The organism is Bradyrhizobium sp. 4 (assembly GCF_023100905.1).
Lineage (GTDB): Bacteria > Pseudomonadota > Alphaproteobacteria > Rhizobiales > Xanthobacteraceae > Bradyrhizobium.
Genome location: NZ_CP064686.1, coordinates 2,749,963 through 2,769,872, shown reverse-complemented (window position 1 = coordinate 2,769,872; position 19,910 = coordinate 2,749,963). Strand labels below are relative to the sequence as shown.

Below are 19,910 nucleotides of genomic sequence, written 5' to 3'. Positions count from 1 at the left end.
TGCTTTGCTGCATCCCCATCTGCTCAACCGGGCCAGCGGGACAGAAGGCCTTGCGAGGCCTCGAACAGCGCGCTCACGCGCAGCAAGTCCGCATCAGCGCGGAAGCGGCCGACGAGTTGCAATCCGATCGGCAGGCCGTCGCGGCCGAAGCCGCAGGGCAGGCTGATCGCGGGGTGTCCGGTCATGTTGAACGGCATGGTCCAGGGGAACCAGTGCGGCCGGACGCTGTCAAACTGCTTGCCTTCGATCTCGATGGTGCCGAACAGGTCCTGATCGATCGGCAGGGCGGTGCGGGTGATGGTTGGCATCGCCAGCAGATGCCCGCGCGCAAGCAGGGATTGCACCCGGCGGAACAGAGCCGTGCGCGCGAACATCGCCTCCTGATAGGCGACGCCGCTGACGTCGGTGGCAAGCGCAAGCTGCTTGAGGAAGGCCTCGCTCAGCGCGTCCCCATGCTCGGCCGCGAGTTTGGCAAAGCGCGTGCGCCAGACCGTGTGATTGATGGCGCGCCAGATCGGCTCGATGTCGAACCCCTCGCCCGAAAATTCCTCGAGTTCGGCACCCAGGCCCGCGAGCCGATCGAGGGTCGCCTTGAAGCCGGCCTCGACATCGGCAGAGACAGGGCGTCCGGGCGGCGACAGGCAGTACAGGATTTTCTGCCCACGCAGATCGCCGCGCGGGGCGGCCGCGCCGATGAAGTCGGGCACGGGAACGCCGATCGACCAGGGATCGCAAGAATCCTCGCCGGCCATCGCCTGCATCATCAACGCGGTGTCGGCGACGGTCCGCGTCATCGGCGTGACATAGGTCTGGTTGCCGAACGCGTCCAGCGCCTGGCTGTGCGGGATTACGCCGTTGCTCTGCTTCAGCCCGACCACGCCGTTGCAGGCGGCGGGAATCCGCGTCGAGCCGCCGCCATCGGTCGCGATCGCAAGCGGCGCGATGCCGCTCGCCACCGCCACCGCCGCGCCGCCGCTGGAGCCGCCCGGCGAGCGCTCGGCGCTCCACGCATTGCGGGTGCGGCCGAACAGCGGCGAGTCGGTCAGGCACTTGCTGCCGAATTCGGGCGTCGTGGTCTTGCCGATCAGGATCGCGCCTTGCGCGCGCAGCCTTGCAACCGCGACGGCATCCTCGTTCGGAACATTGTCCTTGTAGGGAATGGCGCCGAAAGTGGTCTTGACGCCCCTGGTGTTGACGATGTCCTTGACGGTGACGGGGATGCCGTGCAGCTGGCCGAGCGGCTCGCCGGCCATCACCTTGCGCTCGGCTTTGCGCGCGGCGGCAAGCGCCTCGTCGCCGCAGATCGTGATGAAGCAGTTCAGCTCAGGCTGGAGCGCCTCGGCACGGGCGAGCACCGCGCTGACGAGTTCGACGGGGGAGACCTCCTTGCGGTCGATGCTCGCGCGCAATTCGGTGGCGGACAAGAAACAGAGATCATCGTTCATGGAAGGACCGGCTCGCTTCAGGATGCGCGGACCTTGCCAGCGTGCACCGATCCTGTCCATTTCGGCTTGCGCATGGCCGCTGGCCACCGAAACAACTCGGAAGTGCGGCGAGGTCTGCCCTAGCTACCAGCTCCAGGTGACCTCATGGCTCCAGGGCGGATCGGCACCGCGACGGGTGCAGGTGAGACCGGCGCAATTGGCGGCAAAGAACAGTGCACGGCGAAGCTCGTCTGCGCCGATATCCTTCAATTGCTGTCGAGGGAGACGTCCCTGCTTGTGCAGGGCGAACAACAACGCCGCCTGAAAACTGTCGCCCGCGCCGATGGTGTCGGCGACCACGACTTTGGGCGCGGCGACCTCGATCTGCCCTGCCCCCGCATGCCACGCGATCGCGCCGCTGTCGCCACGGGTGATGACGACCAGGCTCGCGCCCCCCGCGAGCAGCGTGCTCGCACGCTGGTGATATGGCTCGTCGCCGAACAAATAGGCAAAATCGACGTCCGACATCTTGATGAGATCGGCGCTGGCCGCAAACGCGGTCATGCGCGCGAGATAAGCCGGTTTGCCCTTCACGAGGTTGGGTCGGCAGTTCGGATCAAAGGAGATTGTCGAGGACGACCGCGCGTCCGCGATCAGGGCCTTGGTCTCGGTCGCGCCCTGGTCGTTAACGAGTGTGGTCGAGCCGACGTGGAGAACTTCGATCGCGTCGAAGGGAATGGAGCCGCGCTGGTAGACCCAGTTCCGCGCCGCCGTCTCGGCATCGTAGAACGCGTAATGCGACTCGCCCGCGACGATACGAACGAAAGCGAGCGTGGTCTGGTGTTCGCTGCTTGTGGCGAGCGCGAGCTCGACATTGGATGCAGCGGCGTGCTCGGCGATCATGCGCCCGAACATGTCCGTCGAGATCCCGCCGACAAAGCCGGTCGACGCGCCAAGCCGCGCCATGCCGATTGCGACGTTGAGGCAGGAGCCTCCGACCGCCGGCATCACCGCTTCGCGCCCGTCGGTGTTTCGCGTCGGAACGAAATCGATCAGCGCATCGCCGCAGGAAATCAGCATCCGTCTCAACCTCCCGCGATGTCGCGCATCGCGACGCGGCTGCCGCGATCGACCTCGCGCAGCAGCTTGTAGACCTCGCGCTTGCGGGCGTGAAAGGCGGCGATGTCGGGCGTGGTCGGCTCGCTCTTGCGTCCCAGCGCCGACATCTTTGCCATGGTCTCGCCGATCGAGGCATAGGCGCCGCCGGCGACTGCGCCGAGCATGGCAGCGCCGAGCAGCACGGGTTCTTTGGTCTGCGGCAGCGCGACCGTGAGGCCGGTGGTGTCCGCCATGACCTGCCGCACCAGCGGACTGCGGCTGGCGCCGCCGCCCATGATCATGATGCCGGAATGGACGCCATGCGCGGCAAAGGCCTCGATCACCTCGGCAAGCCCATAGGCGAGCCCGCACAGACCGGCGACGAACAGCCGTTCCATCGAGGCGATGCCGGTGTCGAGATCGAGGCCGGCGATCACCGCGCGCGTGTCAGGGTCGGCGTAGGGCGAGCGGTTGCCGATGAATTCAGGAAGTACATGGACGTCGCTGGCCAGCAGCGCGGCACGGCTGGCGCCGCCTGCGCGCGCGATGATGCGGCGCTCGAGGAACTCGATGAGGTCGAGGCCCTCGCTGCGCGCCGCCGCGCTCGCCTCGGCGTGGCCAGGATGCGACTTGAGAAGATGGTCGATCGCAGCGCCCGCAGCCGACTGCCCGCCCTCGTTGAGCCAGAAATTCGGCACCATGCCGGAATAGTAAGGACCCCACACGCCCGGCACGAAGCACGGTTCTTTCGTCGTCGCCATGATGCAGGCCGACGTTCCCATGATGTAGGCGAGACGGTCGGAGACATCCGTCGCGCCGTCCGATTCATCGCGCCCGCCGATCGCCCCGATGCCGCCTGCATGCGCGTCGATCAGGGACGCTCCGACCGGTGTGCCCGCTGACAGGCCGAGATCGGCCGCGGCAGTGCGGGAGAGACCTGCGCCCAGGCGCGTACCGGGGGCGACGATCTCGGTGCCGATCCGGGCGTATTTCTCGTTGACGAAATCCGACAGGCCGATGCGCTTGAAGAATGGCGCGCTCCAGCCGCCGCCGTCGTGGGCGAGATAGTTCCATTTGCAGGTAACCGTGCAGGTCGAGCGCTGAAGCGAGCCGGTTGCGCGCCAGGTCAGGTAATCCGCCAGATCGAAGAAGTGCCCTGCAGCATCGAAGCTCGCGCGCATGTGCCGCTTCAGCCACAGCAGTTTCGGCATCTCCATCTCGGGCGAGATCGAACCGCCGACATAGCGCAGCACGGCATCACCGGTTTCGTTGATCAGCCGCGCCTCGGCCGTGGCGCGGTGATCCATCCAGACGATGACGTTGCGCTGCCTGTCGCCGGAGGCGCTGACGGTGAGCGGTTCGCCTTGCCGGTCGAGCACCACGAGGGAACAGGTGGCGTCGAAACCGATACCGCCGACGCTGTCGGGCGCGATCGCAGCTTCCGCCATCGCGGCCCGCACCGACGCAGTGCAAGCGTCCCAGATATCCTGGGACGATTGTTCGACGATGTCGCCGGCCTCGTGCCATATCCTGATCGGATGCCGTGCCATCGCCAGCAAGGTGCCCGCCTCGTCGAACACCCCTGCCCGCGTGCTCGTGGTCCCTACATCGATGCCGATATACGCTCGCGGCATTGTCGCCCCCGGAAGCTCTCGTCAGTTTTGACGCAAGCCTACCAGCAAGTGTAGCCGCCATCCACCAGCACGATGCTGCCGGTCATCAGGCTCGCGGCTTCGGAGGCCAGGAACAGCACGACGGAAGCGATCTCATCGACCTGCCCCATCCGTGCCATCGGGGTTCCACCGATCCAGGCGTCGTACATTCTCGGATTGCTTTTCACGAAGGCGTTGAGCGGCGTCTCGATATAAGTCGGCGCCACCGCGTTGACGCGGATGCCACGCGTGCCCCATTCGGCGGCGAGCGATTTCGTCAGATGATGCACGCCGGCCTTGGACGCATTGTAGAAGCACTGCTCCTGCGGCTTGTTGACGATGAAGCCGGACATCGATCCGACATTAACGATGGCGCCGCTCCTGGCATTGAGCATGTGCTTGCCGAACTCGCGGCAGCACCAGAAGGTGCCGTTGAGATTGACGTCAATGACGTTGAGCCAGTGCTCGTCGGTCACGGTCTCCGCGGGCGTCTCGCTGCGGGCGATGCCGGCGTTGTTGACGAGGATGTCCACCTTGCCGTGGCGCGCGACGAGGTCGCTCGCCACCTCCGCCACGCGCTTGGTGTCGGTGACATCCATGATCGCCGTCTCGGCGTCGAAGCCCTTCGCCCTCAGGCTGGCTTTCGCGCTGTCCGCGACCTTGCTGTCACGATCGCCGATGACGACCCTGGCGCCGGCTTCAGCCAGCGCTTCGGCGCAGGCGAGCCCGATCCCCTGCCCGCCGCCGGTGATGAACGCGGTCTTGCCGTTCAGCTTGAACTTTTCCAGGTACATGTTGCTCTTCCGCTTCTTGCCGTTTCTTGTCAGTTCCGAATGGCGTTGCCGCTCGCGTCGAAGCGATGGATGCGCGCGGGCTCCGGCACCAGCGACACATGATCGCCGGCATGCAGGCTCAATTCACCGATGTAGCGCGCCGTCAGCATGCCGAGCTGTCCGGCATCGACATAAAGGAAGGTGTCGCTGCCGAGGTGCTCGGCCACCGCGATCGTTCCCTGCCAGCCGCCGGCACCGTCGCGTTCGATCTTGAGATGCTCCGGCCGCACCCCGATCGTCGCCGCGCCCTTCTGCAGGGCGTGCTCGCCGGTGACGAAGTTCATCTTCGGCGAACCGATGAAGCCGGCGACGAAGAGATTAGCCGGCCTCTCGTAGAGCTCCAGCGGCGAGCCGTATTGCTCGATCTTACCGCCGTTGAGCACCACGATCTTGTCGGCCATGGTCATGGCCTCAACCTGGTCGTGGGTGACATAGATCGCGGTAGTGCCGAGCTGCTTCTGGAGCCGCGTCACCTCGATGCGCATCTGGACGCGCAGCGCCGCGTCGAGGTTGGAGAGCGGCTCGTCGAATAAAAACGCCTTGGGCTCGCGGACGATGGCACGCCCGATCGCGACGCGCTGGCGCTGGCCGCCGGAGAGCTCGCGCGGCTTACGGTCGAGATAGGGCGTGAGGTTCAGCGTCGCGGCGGCGGCCTCGACCTTGCGGTTGGTCTCGTCCTTGGAAAGACCCGCCATCTTCAGGCCGAAGCCGATGTTGCCGCGCACGCTCATATGCGGATAGAGCGCATAGGACTGGAACACCATTGACAGCCCGCGCTTGGCGGGCGGCGTGTCGACCACGTTCTTGCCGTCGATCAGGATCTTTCCGCCCGAGACGTCCTCGAGCCCCGCGATCAGCCGCAAGAGCGTGGTCTTGCCGCAGCCTGAGGGACCTACGAACACCACGAAGGAGCCGTCGGCAATCTCGAGGTCTGCGCCCTTGATGATGTGCACGGGGCCGAAGGATTTCTGCACGTCCTGAAGTGTGATCTGACCCATGATCCGGCAGCCCTTCCTACTTTACCGCGCCAAAGGTGAGCCCGCGCACGAGCTGCTTCTGGCTGAACCAACCGAGGACGAGAATGGGCGCGATCGCCAGCGTCGACGCCGCCGACAGCTTTGCCCAGAACAGCCCTTCCGGGCTCGAATAGGACGCGATGAACGTGGTGAGCGGCGCAGCGTTCGAGGTCGACAGATTGAGCGTCCAGAACGCCTCGTTCCAGGCCAGGATCAGGTTCAGCAGCATGGTCGATGCGAGTCCCGGGATCGCCATCGGCGTCAGGACATAGACCAGCTCACGGCCGATGGTGGCGCCGTCCATGCGCGCGGCTTCCAGGATGTCGCGCGGGATCTCCTTGAAATAGGTGAAGAGCATCCAGATCACGATCGGCAAGTTTCCCAGGCACAGGATGAAGACGAGCCCGATGCGGGAATCGAGCAAGCCGAAGGACTTGTAGATCAGGTAGATCGGCACCAGCACGCCGACCGGCGGCATCATCTTGGTCGAGAGCATCCAGAGCAGGATGTCCTTGGTGCGTTTGGTCGGCGAGAACGCCATCGACCAGGCGGCGGGGATCGCGATCAGCAGCGCGATCAAGGTCGAGCCGCCGGCGATGATGATCGAGTTCATTGCGTGGAGGAAATAGTCGCTGCGCTCCTGAACCGTTGCGTAGTTCTCGGTGGTCCAGTGGAAGAACAGGAAGGACGGCGGAATCGCGAAGGCCTCAAGTTCGGTCTTGAAGCTCGCCAATACCATCCAGAGGATTGGGAAGAAGATCAGGAAGCCGAAGAACCACGCCCCGATGGTCGAGACCACCACCCGCTGCCTCGTCGCTATCCGCGCCATGTCTCAAGCCTCCAGATTGCGGCCGACGATGCGGACCAGGAAGAAAGCTACGACGTTGGCGATCACGACGGCGACGAGGCCGCCCGCCGAGGCGGTGCCGACATCGTACTGGATCAGTGCCTGCGAATAGATCAGGAAAGCGATGTTGGTGGTCGACAGTCCCGGGCCGCCGCCCGTGGTGACGTAAATTTCGGCAAAGACGGTGAGCAGGAAGATCGTCTCGATCAGGATCACCACCGTGATGGGACGCGCGAGGTGCGGGAGCGTAATGTAGATGAAGGTCGAGACCGCGCTGGCGCCGTCCATTTCGGCGGCCTCCTTCTGCTCCTCGTCGAGCGACTGCATCGCAGTGAGCAAAATCAGCGTCGCGAACGGCAGCCATTGCCAAGACACGATCAGAATCACCGCGAGCAGCGGCGCGTCGGTGAACCAGTCGATCGGCGTCAACCCGAACAGCGACGCGATCCAGGCAAACAGCCCGGACACCGGATGCATCAACAGGTTCTTCCAGACCAAGGCGCTCACCGTCGGCATGACGAAGAACGGCGCGATGACCATCAGCCGCACGATGTTGAGGCCGATCACGGGCTGATCGAGCAGCAGCGCCAGCGGAATTCCGAGCAGGACAGTCAGCGCCAGCACCGAGCCGACCAGCACCAGCGTATTCTGGAGCGAGGCGAGGAACGCGGGATCGGTGAGGAAGTAGCGGAAATTTTCCAGCCCGACGAACGATTCCGAGCCGGGATCGAGCAGGCTGTAATGCAGCGTCGAGAAATAGATCGTCAACGCGAGCGGGACAATCATCCAGATGAACAGCAGCCCGACGGCCGGCGTCAGGAGCGTCCGTGCGAGAAGCTGCGTCTGCCGGGTTGCCATTCTTGGCTTCTCTCCGCTTGCGGGAAGAAGGCGGCCATCCATCCTTAGCGGTGGATGGCCGCAAGTCTGAGCTCAGGAGGGAGAGCTAGAGCTCACTTGATATAACCCGCGCGCTTCATCTCGCGCTCGGTTGAGGATTGCGCCGCGGTGAGCGCGGCATCGACCGTCATCGATCCCGCAAGCGCGGCCGAGAACTGCTGGCCCACCTGCGTGCCGATGCCCTGGAATTCGGGGATCGCCGCATATTGCACGCCGACGTAGGGCACCGGCTTCACCGTAGGCTTGTTCGGATCGGCGGCATCGATCGAGGCCAGCGTCAGCTTCGCAAACGGGGCGACCTTCAGATAATCAGGATTTTGGTAGAGCGAGGTTCGGGTGCCCGGCGGCACGTTGGCCCAGCCCTCTTTCGCGGCGACGGTCCTGGTGTAATCCTTGCTCGTCGCCCAGGCGATGAACTTCTCGGCGGCTTCCGCCTTCTTCGAACCGGCGGGGATTGCGAGATTCCAGGCCCACAGCCAGTTGGCGTTCTTGCCGAGCCCGGTGTTGGGCGCCATCGCAAAGCCGACCTTGTCGGCGACCTTGGAGTCCTTCGGGTTGGTGACGAAGGACGCCGCGACGGTGGCGTCGATCCACATCGCGCACTTGCCGGCATTGAACAGCGCCAGGTTCTCGTTGAAGCCGTTCGAGCTCGCACCAGGAGGGCCGGCCTGCTTCATCAGGTCGACATAGGTCGTGAGTGTCGCCTTCCATTCCGGGGTGTTGAACTGCGGCTGCCACTTCTCGTCGAACCAGCGTGCGCCATAGGAATTGGCCATGGCGGAGAGGAACGCCATGTTCTCGCCCCAGCCGGCCTTCCCGCGGAGGCAGATGCCGTAGACGCCAGTGCTCTTGTCGGTGAGCTTCTTGGCGGCGTCCACGACGAAATCCCAGGTCGGCTTTTCCGGCATCTTGAGGCCGGCCTTGTCGAACAGGTCGGTGCGGTACATCACCATCGAGCTCTCGCCGTAGAACGGCGCGGCGTAGAGCTTGCCGTCGACGGAGACCGCATCCTTGATCTTGGGCAGGAGGTCGGCGACGTCGTAGTCGGCGCCGAGATTCGCGAGCGGCACCAGCCAGCCCTTCTTGGCCCAGATCGGCACCTCGTAGGTGCCGATGGTGAGGACGTCGAACTGGCCGCCCTTGGTGGCGATGTCGGTGGTGACGCGCTGGCGCAGCACGTTCTCCTCAAGCGTCACCCATTTGACCGATATATCGGGGTTCTTCTTGGTGAATTCAGCCGTCAGCCCCTGCATGCGGATCATGTCGCCGTTGTTCACGGTGGCGATCGTCAGGGTCGTTTCGGCCATCGCAGGGACGGCCAGCAACAGGCAAGACGCGCCGCAGACGGCGCCGAGGACGTGTTTCACGGTGACCTCCCTAGGATCGCGCTTTTGAGCATATGCCCACGCGTTGGGCGTATGTTCGACTGAGGGCGGGCCGTTGTCAAGCAGGCGCAAAGCTGTTCGCGCAACTTATGAGTGCTGCGGTGCGGGAGATGGGCTGAGCTCTCGTCTCACACTCAGTGTCTTGCCCCGCGAAAGCGGGGCATCCAGTACGCCGTGTCGTCTATTGGTTTGCCCTAAGAGGAGCCGCGGCGTACTGGATCGTCCGCCTGCGCGGACGATGACAGTGTGGTGTAGGAAAAGACCGCCTGCCTCGCCAACGCGAAGAGCGAGCCTGCCTCAGCGCTCCAGAATCGCCCTTGCGGTCGCCTCGTCCGTGATCAGCCCGTTGATCAACTGTCCATTCAACGCCGCCGCGATCGCCGGCACCTTGGCCGCACCGACCGCGGCGCCGATCGTCGTGGTCTTCGCGGGTACTTCCGGCGGGATGCTGGTCAGGCGCCTGTTGGTGCCGGCCTTCAGCAGGCGGCCCTTGGAATCATAAGCCCAGCCGGTGATCTCGCCGATTGCCCCTTGCCGCATCATCTCGAACAATTCGTCGCGGGTGACGAAGCCGTCGACATGGACCTGCGCCTTCTGGTCCATCTGGCCGATGCCGACGAGGCGCAAATCTGCCTTGGCCGCGACCGCCTTCACCTTCGCGATCGGCTCGATCCGGACCATCTTGTTGCGCTCGTCCTCGGACGACATCAGGAACGGCAGCGGCATCGGATAGTGCCGCGCGCCGGTGCGGTCGGCGAGCCGGCCGACGGTGTCGTAGAAGCCAGCGGAACCGTCGGCGGAGATATTGCCGACCAGCGAGACGATCTGGTGATTGGGCCGGTCGATCGGCGTGACGCGCTCGACCGCGGCGCGCACGGCGCGTCCCGTGCCGAGCGCGACGATGACGGGGGTCTCCGAACGCAGGGTGGAATCGAGCAGGTTGGCGCAGCGTTCGGCAATGCCTGCTGTGGCCTGGGGCGCAGCGGAATCTGCCGGCACCACCTCGCAATGGGTAAGCTCGAAACGCTCCTTCAGACGCGCCGCCAATTCCATGCACGCGGCGATGGGATGTTCCAGCCGGAAGGTGATGAGCCGTTCGGCGAGACACAGCGACACCAGCCGCTGCGCCGACGCGCGCGACACCTGGAGCATCTTCGCGATCTCGTCCTGGGTGTGACCGGCAATGAAATACAGCCAGCCGGCACGCGCGGCGTCATCGAGCCTGGTCTTTTCGTTCTCGGCGGCCATGGCGGGCGTCAGGCGTCCTTCCAGAAATCAATCATGCGCGCGAAGACCCGGTCGGCCCCCGCACCCGACAATATAGCGTGCCCGTCGCGTCCGCGATAATGGCTGCCGCCGGCAAATCCCCAGACGGTCATGCCGGCCGCCTTACCCGCCAGCACGCCGCTCGCACTGTCCTCGATCACCAGCGTGCGCGCAGGTTGCACGCCCGTCCGCTCTGCCGCGTGGAGAAAGAGATCCGGCGCCGGCTTGCCGTGCCTGACCATCTGTGCGGTGTAGATCCGCTCGCCGAAATGCGCCCGCAGGCCGGTGACGTCAAGGGAGAGCGCGATACGGTCGATGTCGCTGGACGAGGCCACGCAGAATGGTGTCCGCAATTCCGATACCAAGGCGGCAACACCCGCGATCGGCTGGAGTGATCCGGCGAACGTGCTCAACACATGCGACTTCAAGCGCGGCAGAAAGCCGTCCGGCACGACCTGCCCGAGATCCCGATAATGCTGCTCGACCGCTTTGGTGCTGCGTCCGAGAAAGAGTTCGAGCGCCTGCTCCGGGCTCAGCGCGAGGCCGCATTCGGCCAGCACGTCGGACAGACACCGACAGCTCAACAGCTCACTATCGACCAGCACGCCGTCGCAGTCGAAGATGATCAGATCGGGTTTCCGCCGGCCCTGGTCCATCCCGCCATTCGATCATATACCCATAGCATGGGCAATAGCTCACCAGAGACGGAAGGCCGCACCCTTTCCCGGATCAGTGCGCCACCTGCCGGTAGATCGCCGGCAGCGCCGCGGGCAGTCGGCGGATATTACCGACGATGGCGTAGCCGCCACGCCCGAACAGCGTCGGGAAATAGGATTGCGCGGTTGCGTCCACCGTGACGCCGAAGGCGGCGATGCCGAGCCGGCGCGCCTCCTGCACCGATTTGCGGGTGTCCTCGACCGCGAAGCGGCCTTCGTAGTGATCGACATCGTTCGGCTTCCCGTCGGTGAGGACGAGCAGCAGCTTCTTGCGCTGCGGCTGACGGGCGAGCTCGGCCGAGGCGTGGCGCACCGCCGCGCCGATCCGCGTGTAGTAGCCGGGCTTCAGCGCACCGATACGACGCTCCACTGCCCCGCCCATCGGCTCGCCGAAGGCTTTGACCGTTTCGAGCCGCACCCAGGACCGTCGGCGGGACGTAAAGGTCAGGATGCTATGGTGGTCGCCGCAGGCCGACAGGCCGTGCGCGAGCACGAGCAGTGCCTCCTTCTCGACGTCGAGCACGCGATGGCCCTCGACCCAGGCGTCCGTCGAGAGCGAGACATCGACAAGCAGCGTGACGGCGAGATCGTGCCCCTGCGGGCGCATCGCGACATGGATACGATCGAGACCGCCGCCGCTGCCGGCGCGAAGATCGCACCGCGCGCGCACGAGCGCGTCGAGGTCGAGGTCGTGTCCATCGGCCTGGGCGCGCATCAATTCGCGGCGCGGCCGCAAGATCTCGAAGCGCCGCCGCACCTGACGGATATGCCGGCGCATGGACTCGTCGGGCGACCAGGTCTCGCCGGTCTCGGACGCGGCGCCCGCGAGCACGTGGCAGTGATCGGGCAGGTAGGAGCTGCTGCGGTAGTCCCATTCGGGATAGGTGAGATCTGCGTTCAGCGGCGAGGCATCAAGGGCTTCCGGCGGCAGGTCGAGATCGAATTTGAGCCGGCTCGCCGGCTTGCCGCTGCGACGACTGAGCGTGATCTCCTCGAGATCGTCCGCGGCCTTCTGCGCGTCCTCGTCCTCGTTGTCGTCGGCCGGACGGTCGACATTGACCATCTCGGCCATCGCGAGGATCTTTTCGAAGCGGTTGAGCACGAAGGGATCGCGGCGATTGGCGTTGTTTTCGCGCTCGCGTACGGCAAAGCGCTTGCGATTGTCCTGGGTCGCGGCCCCCGCGCCAGGCGCGCACGCGTCGTCGCCCGCATGCGCGGGCGAAAGCTCGCGCGTCCAGCAATCGCCCCAGAGCGGACACGGCAGGACCGAGCGATAGCCCGGCGGCGCTTTGTCCGGCAGCGGACCTGTTCCCATCATCGCCGGCCACAGCCGGCCCGCGGGCGCCTTTCCGGCCCCGAGCAAGGCGAGAGCGATCTGCTCGATCTCCTGCTCGAGACGCGGCAATGGACGTCGCGGCCGGGCCTCGGCCATTGCTGCAGCGAGCTGCGCGTAATCGGCGGCGAGCCCGGGAAACTGCGTGAGCACAAAGACCGCCGTCTCGCTCGCCCGGCGCAGGACCAGAAGGTCCCGCCGCAGCGGATCATCCTCCGTGATCGTCTCGATCGGTGCAACCGCGAACCACGCCGCAAGCCAGCGATAGAGGCATGCGTTGAGGCCGCGGTCGGCAAATATCGCGATGCGATCGGGGAGGAAGACGGTCGCGGCGTCGCGGCCCGGCTGTTCGAGACGTTCGTCTCCAAGGCCGATGCGTTGCCGCCAGCCGAGCCGATGGCCCGCTCTGCGTGCGCCTGCGCTTGCGATCTGAACACCCGTCTCGCCCCCAAGCGCACGGAACATCACCGCGAGCCGGCCTCTCACCTCTGCGAGCGCGACCACGTGATCATCGTGAACCGGATAGCTCGCGGTGCCGCCGACCATCCGGTGCCAGGCACGGCCGACCGTCTCCTCCAATTCGAGGAAGTCGAGCATGGAATCGGCCTCACCCAATCACGGCGCGCGTGACATCCAGCAGCGCCGCCTTGACGTCGGAATCGTCGGTCAGCGGCTCAATCATGCCGGCGAGCACGGCATCGGCGATCGAGACTCCCGCCGCAATCAAGGTCGCGCAATACACCACGAGCCGGGTCGAGACGCCCTCCTCCAGATCATGCCCCTTCAGCGCCCGCAGACGTCCGGCAAGCGCGACCAGCGGCCGTACGCGATCCGGCGGCAGCCCGCTCTCGGCCGACACCACCGCAATCTCCTGCTCGGCCGGCAGGAAGGCGAACTCGATGGCGACGAAGCGCTGCCGCGTCGAGGGCTTCAACTCCTTGAGCAGGGTCTGGTAACCGGGATTGTAGGAGACGACGAGCATGAAGCTCGCGGGAGCAACAAGCTCCTCGCCGGTTCGCTCCAGCGGCAGGATACGGCGGTCGTCGGTGAGCGGATGCAGCACGACGGTGACGTCCTTGCGGGCTTCCACCACCTCGTCGAGATAGCAGATGCCGCCCTCGCGGACCGCGCGCGTCAACGGACCGTCGGTCCACACGGTGTCGCCGCCCCTCAGCAGATAGCGGCCGGTGAGATCGGCGGCGGTGAGATCGTCGTGGCAGGCGACGGTGTGCAGCGGCAAGCCCAGCCGTGCCGCCATATGCGCGACGAAACGTGTCTTGCCGCAACCGGTCGGCCCTTTCAGCAGGACCGGAAGCCGGTGCCGCCAGGCATGCTCGAACAGCACGCATTCGTTGCCGCTTGCGACATAGGCCGGTAGCGCGGGTGCCGGCGTGGCCAAGGCGTGAAGAGCTGCTTTCATGATCTCTCTCCGAAAATGTCTGAAGAGGCGGCCGCGATGAAACGCGGCCGCCTTCACGCTTACTCGGCCGGCTGCAGCGCGGCGGGAATGGTCGCCTGCCTTTCGCGGCCGGGCACCAGCACGGCCCAGACGAACATCAGCGCGGAGATCGCGACGAACACACCGGAGCCGAGCCGCACCCAGTAGAAGAAGGCGAGCTGGTCCTGCACGTCCATGTAGCCCTGACCGAGCACGCGCTGGAGATGGACCTGGACCACGCCGGCAAAGGTCAGCGCGAATGTCATGGTCATCATGGCCGTGCACATGATCCAGAAGCTCGTCATGCTGAGCCACTGGTTATAGGGCGCGCGTCCCTTGATCTGCGGGATGGCGTAAGCCATCACGGCAAGATTGAGCATCACATAAGCGCCGAAGAAGGCGAGATGGCCGTGCGCGGCGGTGACCTGGGTGCCGTGGGTGTAGTAGTTCACCGAGGACAGCGTGTGCAGGAAACCCCAGACGCCGGCCCCCAAGAACGCCATCACCGAACAGCCGACCGACCACAGCAGTGCGGCGCGGTTCGGATGCTTGCGGCCGGCCTTCCAGGTCATCTGCACCGTGAAGATCACCATCGTGAAGAACGGCGCGACCTCGAGCGTCGAGAACAGCGAGCCGATCCACTGCCAGTAGCCGGGCGCGCCGATCCAGTAGAAATGGTGGCCGGTGCCGAGAATCCCCGAGAACAGCGCGAGGCCGATGATGACGTAGAGCCACTTCTCGATCACCTCGCGATCGATGCCATTGAGCTTGATCATGAGATAGGCGAGCACGGAGGCCATGATCAGCTCCCAGACACCCTCGACCCAGAGATGGACGACGTACCACCAGTACATCTTGTCGACGGCGAGGTTCGCCGGATTGTAGAAGGCGAACAGGAAGAAGATCGCAACGCCCCACAGGCCGAACAGCAGGATGTTGGTGACCGTGGTCTTGCGCCCCTTGAGCGCGGTCATGGTCACGTTGAACAGGAACATCAGGCAGACGACGACGATGCCGACCTTGATGATGAAGGGCTGCTCAAGGAACTCGCGGCCCTCGTGGTAGTGGAAGAGATAGCCCACCACCGCGACGCCCGCCGCGCCAAAGAACATCCAGAACTGGATCTTTGCGAGCAGCGGGCTGTACAGCTCGGTCTCGGTTTCCTCAGGCAGCAGGAAGTAGGTCGCGCCCATGAAGCCGATCAGCGACCACACGATCAGCGCGTTGGTGTGGATCATCCTGACGATGTTGAACGGCAGCAGCACCGATAGCGTGTTGGGCAGGACGTAGATGGTCCCGGCGAGGAGGCCGAACAGGACCTGGGCCAGGAACAGGGTCAGCGCGCCGTAGAAATACAGCATCGCGACTTTCTGGGTTTGATATTTCATCTCGGATTCTCTCTGTCTTGAAAGAGGAAAGCGGCGGGCTCAGCCGGCCTTGTTCGGCGGCCAATCCTGGCGCTTGATCGTGCTCACCCATTGCAGGAAATCGGCGAGATCGTTGAGCTCCTGATCGGTGAGGTTGAACTGCGGCATCTGCCGCCGGCCCTCCGCGCCCGAAGGCTGCGACTGCATCCAGGCCTTCAACGTCTCTCGCGCGCCGGCCGGATCCTCCTTGCCGCCCCATCGATCCCAGACGTTGCCGACTTCGGGCGCGAAATAGGCGCCTTCACCGAGCAAGGTGTGGCAGTTGATGCAGGAGTTCTTCTCCCAGACATGCTTGCCGCGGGCGACCGACGACGTCAGCGTCGCCGCGTCCGTGGATGTCGTGGCCATGTAGTAGTGGCTGTGCGCCGTCAGCCCGATGAAGATGGCGAAGAAAAAAGCCGAGCCGCCGTAGAAGACGTTTCGAGCGGCCGACTTGGTCAGGCGTTCAGCCATTGCCAATCCTTTCAATTGAGTCCTGTCGCGTAAATCGGTGATGCGATTTATTGCCGATTGGCCCAGCCCGTTCTTTGTCAGGGCGCAAGGAGTGAGTCAGATCAGGGCGACGACGGCGGATGTGAGCCAGGCAAACAGCACCACGATGAGGATCCAGGCGCTGACGAGGCCGCGCCAGAGCGCGGGCGCCGCGCGAAGATCGAGGAAGTCGAGTACTATCCGGCGGCCCTTGACGGCGGCCAAGGCCAGCAGCAGAGCGTTGCCGAGCAGTGGCCGCGGCACCAGCGGCGGCACCAGGATGGTCGCGAGCGCGAGGCCGATCAGCGCGATCCAGGTGATGTCCAGGCGATCCGGCATCGTCACCGCACCAGATAAAGAATCGGGAACATCACGATCCAGACCAGATCGACCATGTGCCAGAAGGCCGTTCCCGTCTCGACGCCGAACGCTTCAGCGCGGCGGCAGACCAATGCGAGGATGATGATGCCGAGGCAGACGTGCAGGAGATGGAAGCCGGTCAGGAGGAAGTAGAGTGTGAAGAAGGGGCTGGTTTCAATTCCGATGCCGCGTCCGATCTCTTCGGCATATTCGGCGAGCTTGACCGCCACGAACAGGCCACCAAGCCCCATGGCTGTGAACAGCCAGTATCGTGTCGCCCGCCTCTCGCTGGCCCGCGCGGCCTTCGTAGCCCGGGCCGCGGCCCAACCGCTCGTCACCAGCACGATAGTGTTCAATCCGGCGAGACCCGGATCAAGCGCCGCCTGCCCCGCCGCGAACACGGCGGGATGGATCGCGCGGGCGACCGTGAAGGTACCGAGAAACAGACCGAAGGCGGCGAGTTCGCTGAAGATCAGCACCCAGATCATGGGATCGCCGGGAAGATCGTCCAGAATTCCCCAACCCGTTCCCTGTGGTTCGCAATCGGCTGACGACATCTGCTCTTCCGGATCAGGACACCGGCCAGACCTAGCTCAGCCGTACCGATCCGAGTTTGTTGCCGGACAAACTTGGGGAATGCCGATCAATTTGTTTGCGCCGTCACAACGTCCAGCCTGCCGGGTCGCGGTACGAAACGCCGAAGGTTCCATGGAGCTGCGAGCGATGACATGAGCGATGCACAAATCGGGCTGATGACCGCGACGCCCATCATCATCGTCTTCGCCATCGCGCTCCGGCGAATCGGCGTGCTATCGACCGTGGCCACCGTGTCGGCGGTGAGCATCTCCGTCGCGATCGCGGCGGTGCTGTTCACGACGCAGTAACGGCTGCCCCAGCCTGCATGGAGCAGAGCGGAATGCGGGTCAGTGGTCCCGTATTGCGATTCGCTCCATCCGGCTACGCAGCCTCATCTCCGCTGATTATAAACGTCGATGCACACTGCCCCAAGCAGGACCAGGCCCTTGATGACCTGCTGATAGTCGATGCCGATGCCGAGGATGGACATGCCGTTGTTCATCACACCCATGATCATGGCGCCGACCACGGCACCGCCGACGCGGCCGACCCCGCCATAGGCTGAGGCGCCGCCGATGAAGCAGGCGGCGATGACGTCGAGCTCGAAGCCGAGACCCGCCTTCGGCGTTGCGGTGTTGAGGCGCGCGGCGAAGACGAGGCCGGCGAGCGCGGCGAGCACGCCCATGTTGACGAAGGTGAGGAAGGTCAACCGTTCCGTCTTGATGCCCGACAGGCTTGCGGCCTTGGCGTTGCCGCCGACCGCATAGATTTGCCGGCCGATCACGGTGCGGCGGGTGACGAAGCCGTAGAGCGCGATCAACGCACCCATGATCACCAGCACGTTGGGCAGGCCGCGATGCGAGGCAATCAGATAGGTGAAATAGAACACGGCGCAGGCCAGAAGAATGCTCTTGCCGAGGAAGAACGCGTAGGGCTCGACTTCGATGCCGTGCAACTGCTCGCGCGACCTTCCCCTGGCGCTGGCGTAGACGAGGCCGAGCGCGAGCACCGCACCGATCAGCATGGATGTCGGATGCAGGGTGCCGGCCTCCGGCAAGAGCTCCGGAATGAAGCCGGAGGACAGTTTCTGGAAGGTCGCCGGGAACGGTCCGAGCGACTGGCCCTGCAACACCGCGAGCGCAAGCCCCTTGAACACCAACATGCCCGCTAGCGTCACGATGAAGGACGGGATCTTGAAATAGGCCACCCAATAGCCCTGCGCGGCGCCGATTGCCGCGCCCAGCAGCAGGCAGGCGATGAAGGCGAGCGTGTAGTCGACCTTGTATGTCACCATCAGCACGGCGGCCACCGCGCCGACGAAACCCGCGACCGAGCCGACCGAGAGGTCGATATGGCCGGTGACGATGACGAGCAGCATGCCCAGCGCCATGATGACGATGTAGCTGTTCTGGAGCACCAGATTGGTCAGGTTGAGCGGCTGCAGCAGCGTGCCGCCGGTCATGACCTGGAAGAACAGCATGATCGCGATCAGCGACATCAGCATGCCGTAGTTGCGCAGATTGTTCTTGATGAAGCTGCCGTTCCGGCGCTCCTCGGGCAGCGAAACCGTCTTGTCGGTCATGGCTGCGATCCTCCCATCTCGGCACCCGCCAGGGCGCGGCTTCCATAATTTCTGTCGTTGCGCATGATGGCGCGCATGATCTTTTCCTGTGTCGCTTCGGTGCCGGGGAACTCGCCGACGAAGGCACCGTCGTTCATGACGCAGATGCGGTCGCAGACGCCGAGCAACTCGGGCATCTCCGAGGAGATCACCACCACACCGCGGCCGGCCTCTGCAAGCTCGTTGATGATACAGTAGATCTCGTACTTGGCACCGACGTCGATGCCCCGGGTCGGCTCGTCCAGGATCAAGACCTTGGGATCCGTCATCAGCCATTTCGACAGCACGACCTTTTGCTGGTTGCCGCCGGAGAGCTGGCTGGTCTCCTGATAGACGTCGGAGCAGCGGATGCGCATCCGGTTGCGGTAGTCGCTGGCGACCTTCAGCTCGGCGATGTCGTCGATCACGCGGCGAGGAGCGACCTGGTCGAGGCTTGCGAGCGTGATGTTCTTGCGGACGTCGTCGGCGAGGATCAGCCCGAGCTGCTTGCGGTCCTCCGTGACATAGGCAAGGCCGGCGTCAATCGCGGCTGCGACATTCGGCAGCACGATCTCATGGCCCTCGAGCCGGATGCGACCGCTGATCGTGGTGCCCCAGGAACGGCCGAACAGGCTCATGGCGAATTCGGTGCGGCCAGCGCCCATCAATCCGGCAATGCCGACGACCTCGCCGCGTTTCACGCTGAAATCAACGTTCTTGATCACCTGCCGCTCGGGATGGATGGGATGGTAGACCGACCAGTTCTCGACGGTGAGGACGGGCTCGCCGATCTTTGCGCTGCGCTCCGGAAAGCGATGGGCGAGATCGCGGTTGACCATGCTGCGGATGATGCGGTCCTCCTGGATCGGCTCGGCGCGGCAGTCGATGCCGTCGACGGTGCGGCCGTCGCGCAGGACGGTGATGTGATCGGCAACGCGGGCGACCTCGTTCAGCTTGTGCGAGATCAGGATCGCGCCGATGCCCTGCTCGCGGAAGGCCATGAGACGTTCGAGCAGCGCGGCACTGTCGGCCTCGTTGAGGCTGGCGGTCGGCTCGTCCAGGATCAGCATCCGCACCCGCTTGGACAGCGCCTTGGCGATCTCGACAAGCTGCTGCTTGCCGACGCCGAGATCGGTGATCAGCGTGTCCGGCGATTCCTTGAGGCCGACCTGAGCCAGGAGTTCCCGGGTACGCCGATAGACCTCGTCGCGATCGATCACGCCGAGCTTGGACGGCGGATGCGACAGGAAGATGTTTTCGGCAATCGACATCAGCGGGATCAGCGCCAGCTCCTGATGGATGATGATGATACCGAGCGCCTCGGAATCGTTGATGTCGCGGAAGCGGCGCTCCTCGCCATCGAAGATGATGGTGCCCTCGTAGCTGCCGGCCGGGTAGACGCCGCTGAGCACCTTCATCAGCGTGGACTTGCCGGCACCGTTCTCGCCGACGAGGGCGTGGATCTGCCCGGCTTCAACCGAGAAGTTGACATCGCGCAGCGCCTGGACGCCGGAAAAGCTCTTGCTGACGTTACGCATCTCCAGCATTGCGGTCATCGGTTCATTCTCCCG

19 protein-coding genes are annotated in these 19,910 nt (G+C 64.7%); 1 reads left to right on the top strand and 18 read right to left on the bottom strand.

Annotated elements, in window-relative coordinates; all coding sequences use genetic code 11:
* Positions 1 to 23: 23 nt before the first annotated feature.
* From IVB45_RS12700 to IVB45_RS12625, 16 genes are all read right to left on the bottom strand, one after another.
* A complete protein-coding gene (locus tag IVB45_RS12700; RefSeq protein WP_247359783.1) occupies positions 24 to 1,445 on the bottom strand; it encodes an amidase in 1,422 nt (473 codons plus the stop codon).
* A 123-nt stretch (positions 1,446 to 1,568) separates the two neighbouring features.
* On the bottom strand, positions 1,569 to 2,504 hold the full coding sequence (locus IVB45_RS12695) for a carbohydrate kinase (protein ID WP_247359785.1): 936 nt from the start codon (positions 2,502 to 2,504) through the stop codon (positions 1,569 to 1,571).
* Between the two features lie 5 nt (positions 2,505 to 2,509).
* The gene (locus IVB45_RS12690) at positions 2,510 to 4,156 is read right to left on the bottom strand and encodes an FGGY-family carbohydrate kinase (RefSeq protein ID WP_247359786.1); all 1,647 of its coding nucleotides are present in this window, start codon (positions 4,154 to 4,156) and stop codon (positions 2,510 to 2,512) included.
* Positions 4,157 to 4,194: 38 nt separating this feature from the next.
* The gene (locus tag IVB45_RS12685) at positions 4,195 to 4,968 is read right to left on the bottom strand and encodes an SDR family NAD(P)-dependent oxidoreductase (RefSeq protein ID WP_247288935.1); all 774 of its coding nucleotides are present in this window, start codon (positions 4,966 to 4,968) and stop codon (positions 4,195 to 4,197) included.
* 29 nt (positions 4,969 to 4,997) lie between these two features.
* Positions 4,998 to 6,005 carry an ABC transporter ATP-binding protein gene (locus IVB45_RS12680; RefSeq protein WP_027569197.1) on the bottom strand — a complete coding sequence of 336 codons (1,008 nt, stop codon included), beginning with the start codon at positions 6,003 to 6,005 and terminating at the stop codon, positions 4,998 to 5,000.
* Between the two features lie 16 nt (positions 6,006 to 6,021).
* Positions 6,022 to 6,852, bottom strand: coding sequence for a carbohydrate ABC transporter permease (locus tag IVB45_RS12675; protein ID WP_027569196.1), 831 nt, complete (start codon positions 6,850 to 6,852; stop codon positions 6,022 to 6,024).
* Between the two features lie 3 nt (positions 6,853 to 6,855).
* Positions 6,856 to 7,728 carry a sugar ABC transporter permease gene (locus IVB45_RS12670; RefSeq protein ID WP_247288934.1) on the bottom strand — a complete coding sequence of 291 codons (873 nt, stop codon included), beginning with the start codon at positions 7,726 to 7,728 and terminating at the stop codon, positions 6,856 to 6,858.
* Positions 7,729 to 7,820: 92 nt separating this feature from the next.
* On the bottom strand, positions 7,821 to 9,134 hold the full coding sequence (locus tag IVB45_RS12665) for a sugar ABC transporter substrate-binding protein (RefSeq protein ID WP_247288933.1): 1,314 nt from the start codon (positions 9,132 to 9,134) through the stop codon (positions 7,821 to 7,823).
* 315 nt (positions 9,135 to 9,449) lie between these two features.
* Positions 9,450 to 10,400 carry a sugar-binding domain-containing protein gene (locus IVB45_RS12660; RefSeq protein ID WP_247807615.1) on the bottom strand — a complete coding sequence of 317 codons (951 nt, stop codon included), beginning with the start codon at positions 10,398 to 10,400 and terminating at the stop codon, positions 9,450 to 9,452.
* Positions 10,401 to 10,408: 8 nt separating this feature from the next.
* Positions 10,409 to 11,074: an HAD family hydrolase gene (locus IVB45_RS12655; protein WP_247359788.1), complete on the bottom strand. Its 666-nt coding sequence runs from the start codon at positions 11,072 to 11,074 to the stop codon at positions 10,409 to 10,411.
* A gap of 73 nt (positions 11,075 to 11,147) precedes the next feature.
* Positions 11,148 to 13,064 carry a VWA domain-containing protein gene (locus tag IVB45_RS12650; protein WP_247359789.1) on the bottom strand — a complete coding sequence of 639 codons (1,917 nt, stop codon included), beginning with the start codon at positions 13,062 to 13,064 and terminating at the stop codon, positions 11,148 to 11,150.
* A 10-nt stretch (positions 13,065 to 13,074) separates the two neighbouring features.
* Positions 13,075 to 13,887 carry a CbbQ/NirQ/NorQ/GpvN family protein gene (locus tag IVB45_RS12645; protein WP_247359790.1) on the bottom strand — a complete coding sequence of 271 codons (813 nt, stop codon included), beginning with the start codon at positions 13,885 to 13,887 and terminating at the stop codon, positions 13,075 to 13,077.
* Positions 13,888 to 13,946: 59 nt separating this feature from the next.
* Entirely contained in the window at positions 13,947 to 15,293 is a 1,347-nt protein-coding gene (locus IVB45_RS12640; protein ID WP_247359791.1) for a cbb3-type cytochrome c oxidase subunit I, read from the bottom strand.
* Between the two features lie 39 nt (positions 15,294 to 15,332).
* The gene (locus IVB45_RS12635; protein ID WP_007608447.1) at positions 15,333 to 15,785 is read right to left on the bottom strand and encodes a cytochrome c; all 453 of its coding nucleotides are present in this window, start codon (positions 15,783 to 15,785) and stop codon (positions 15,333 to 15,335) included.
* A gap of 96 nt (positions 15,786 to 15,881) precedes the next feature.
* Positions 15,882 to 16,142: a cytochrome C oxidase subunit IV family protein gene (locus IVB45_RS12630; RefSeq protein ID WP_027569188.1), complete on the bottom strand. Its 261-nt coding sequence runs from the start codon at positions 16,140 to 16,142 to the stop codon at positions 15,882 to 15,884.
* 2 nt (positions 16,143 to 16,144) lie between these two features.
* Positions 16,145 to 16,720 (bottom strand): cytochrome c oxidase subunit 3 family protein, encoded by a 576-nt coding sequence (locus IVB45_RS12625; protein ID WP_247359792.1) that lies wholly within the window; start codon positions 16,718 to 16,720, stop codon positions 16,145 to 16,147.
* Positions 16,721 to 16,891: 171 nt separating this feature from the next.
* Between IVB45_RS12625 and IVB45_RS12620 the strand changes: the two genes are divergently transcribed.
* A complete protein-coding gene (locus tag IVB45_RS12620) occupies positions 16,892 to 17,047 on the top strand; it encodes a hypothetical protein (RefSeq protein WP_247288921.1) in 156 nt (51 codons plus the stop codon).
* A gap of 83 nt (positions 17,048 to 17,130) precedes the next feature.
* Here IVB45_RS12620 and mmsB read toward each other — a convergent pair whose 3' ends face one another.
* Positions 17,131 to 18,321, bottom strand: coding sequence for a multiple monosaccharide ABC transporter permease (mmsB, locus tag IVB45_RS12615; RefSeq protein ID WP_247359794.1), 1,191 nt, complete (start codon positions 18,319 to 18,321; stop codon positions 17,131 to 17,133).
* Positions 18,318 to 19,895 carry a multiple monosaccharide ABC transporter ATP-binding protein gene (gene mmsA, locus IVB45_RS12610; RefSeq protein ID WP_247359795.1) on the bottom strand — a complete coding sequence of 526 codons (1,578 nt, stop codon included), beginning with the start codon at positions 19,893 to 19,895 and terminating at the stop codon, positions 18,318 to 18,320. Before mmsA ends, mmsB begins: the two co-directional genes overlap by 4 nt.
* Between the last annotated feature and the right edge of the window lie 15 nt (positions 19,896 to 19,910).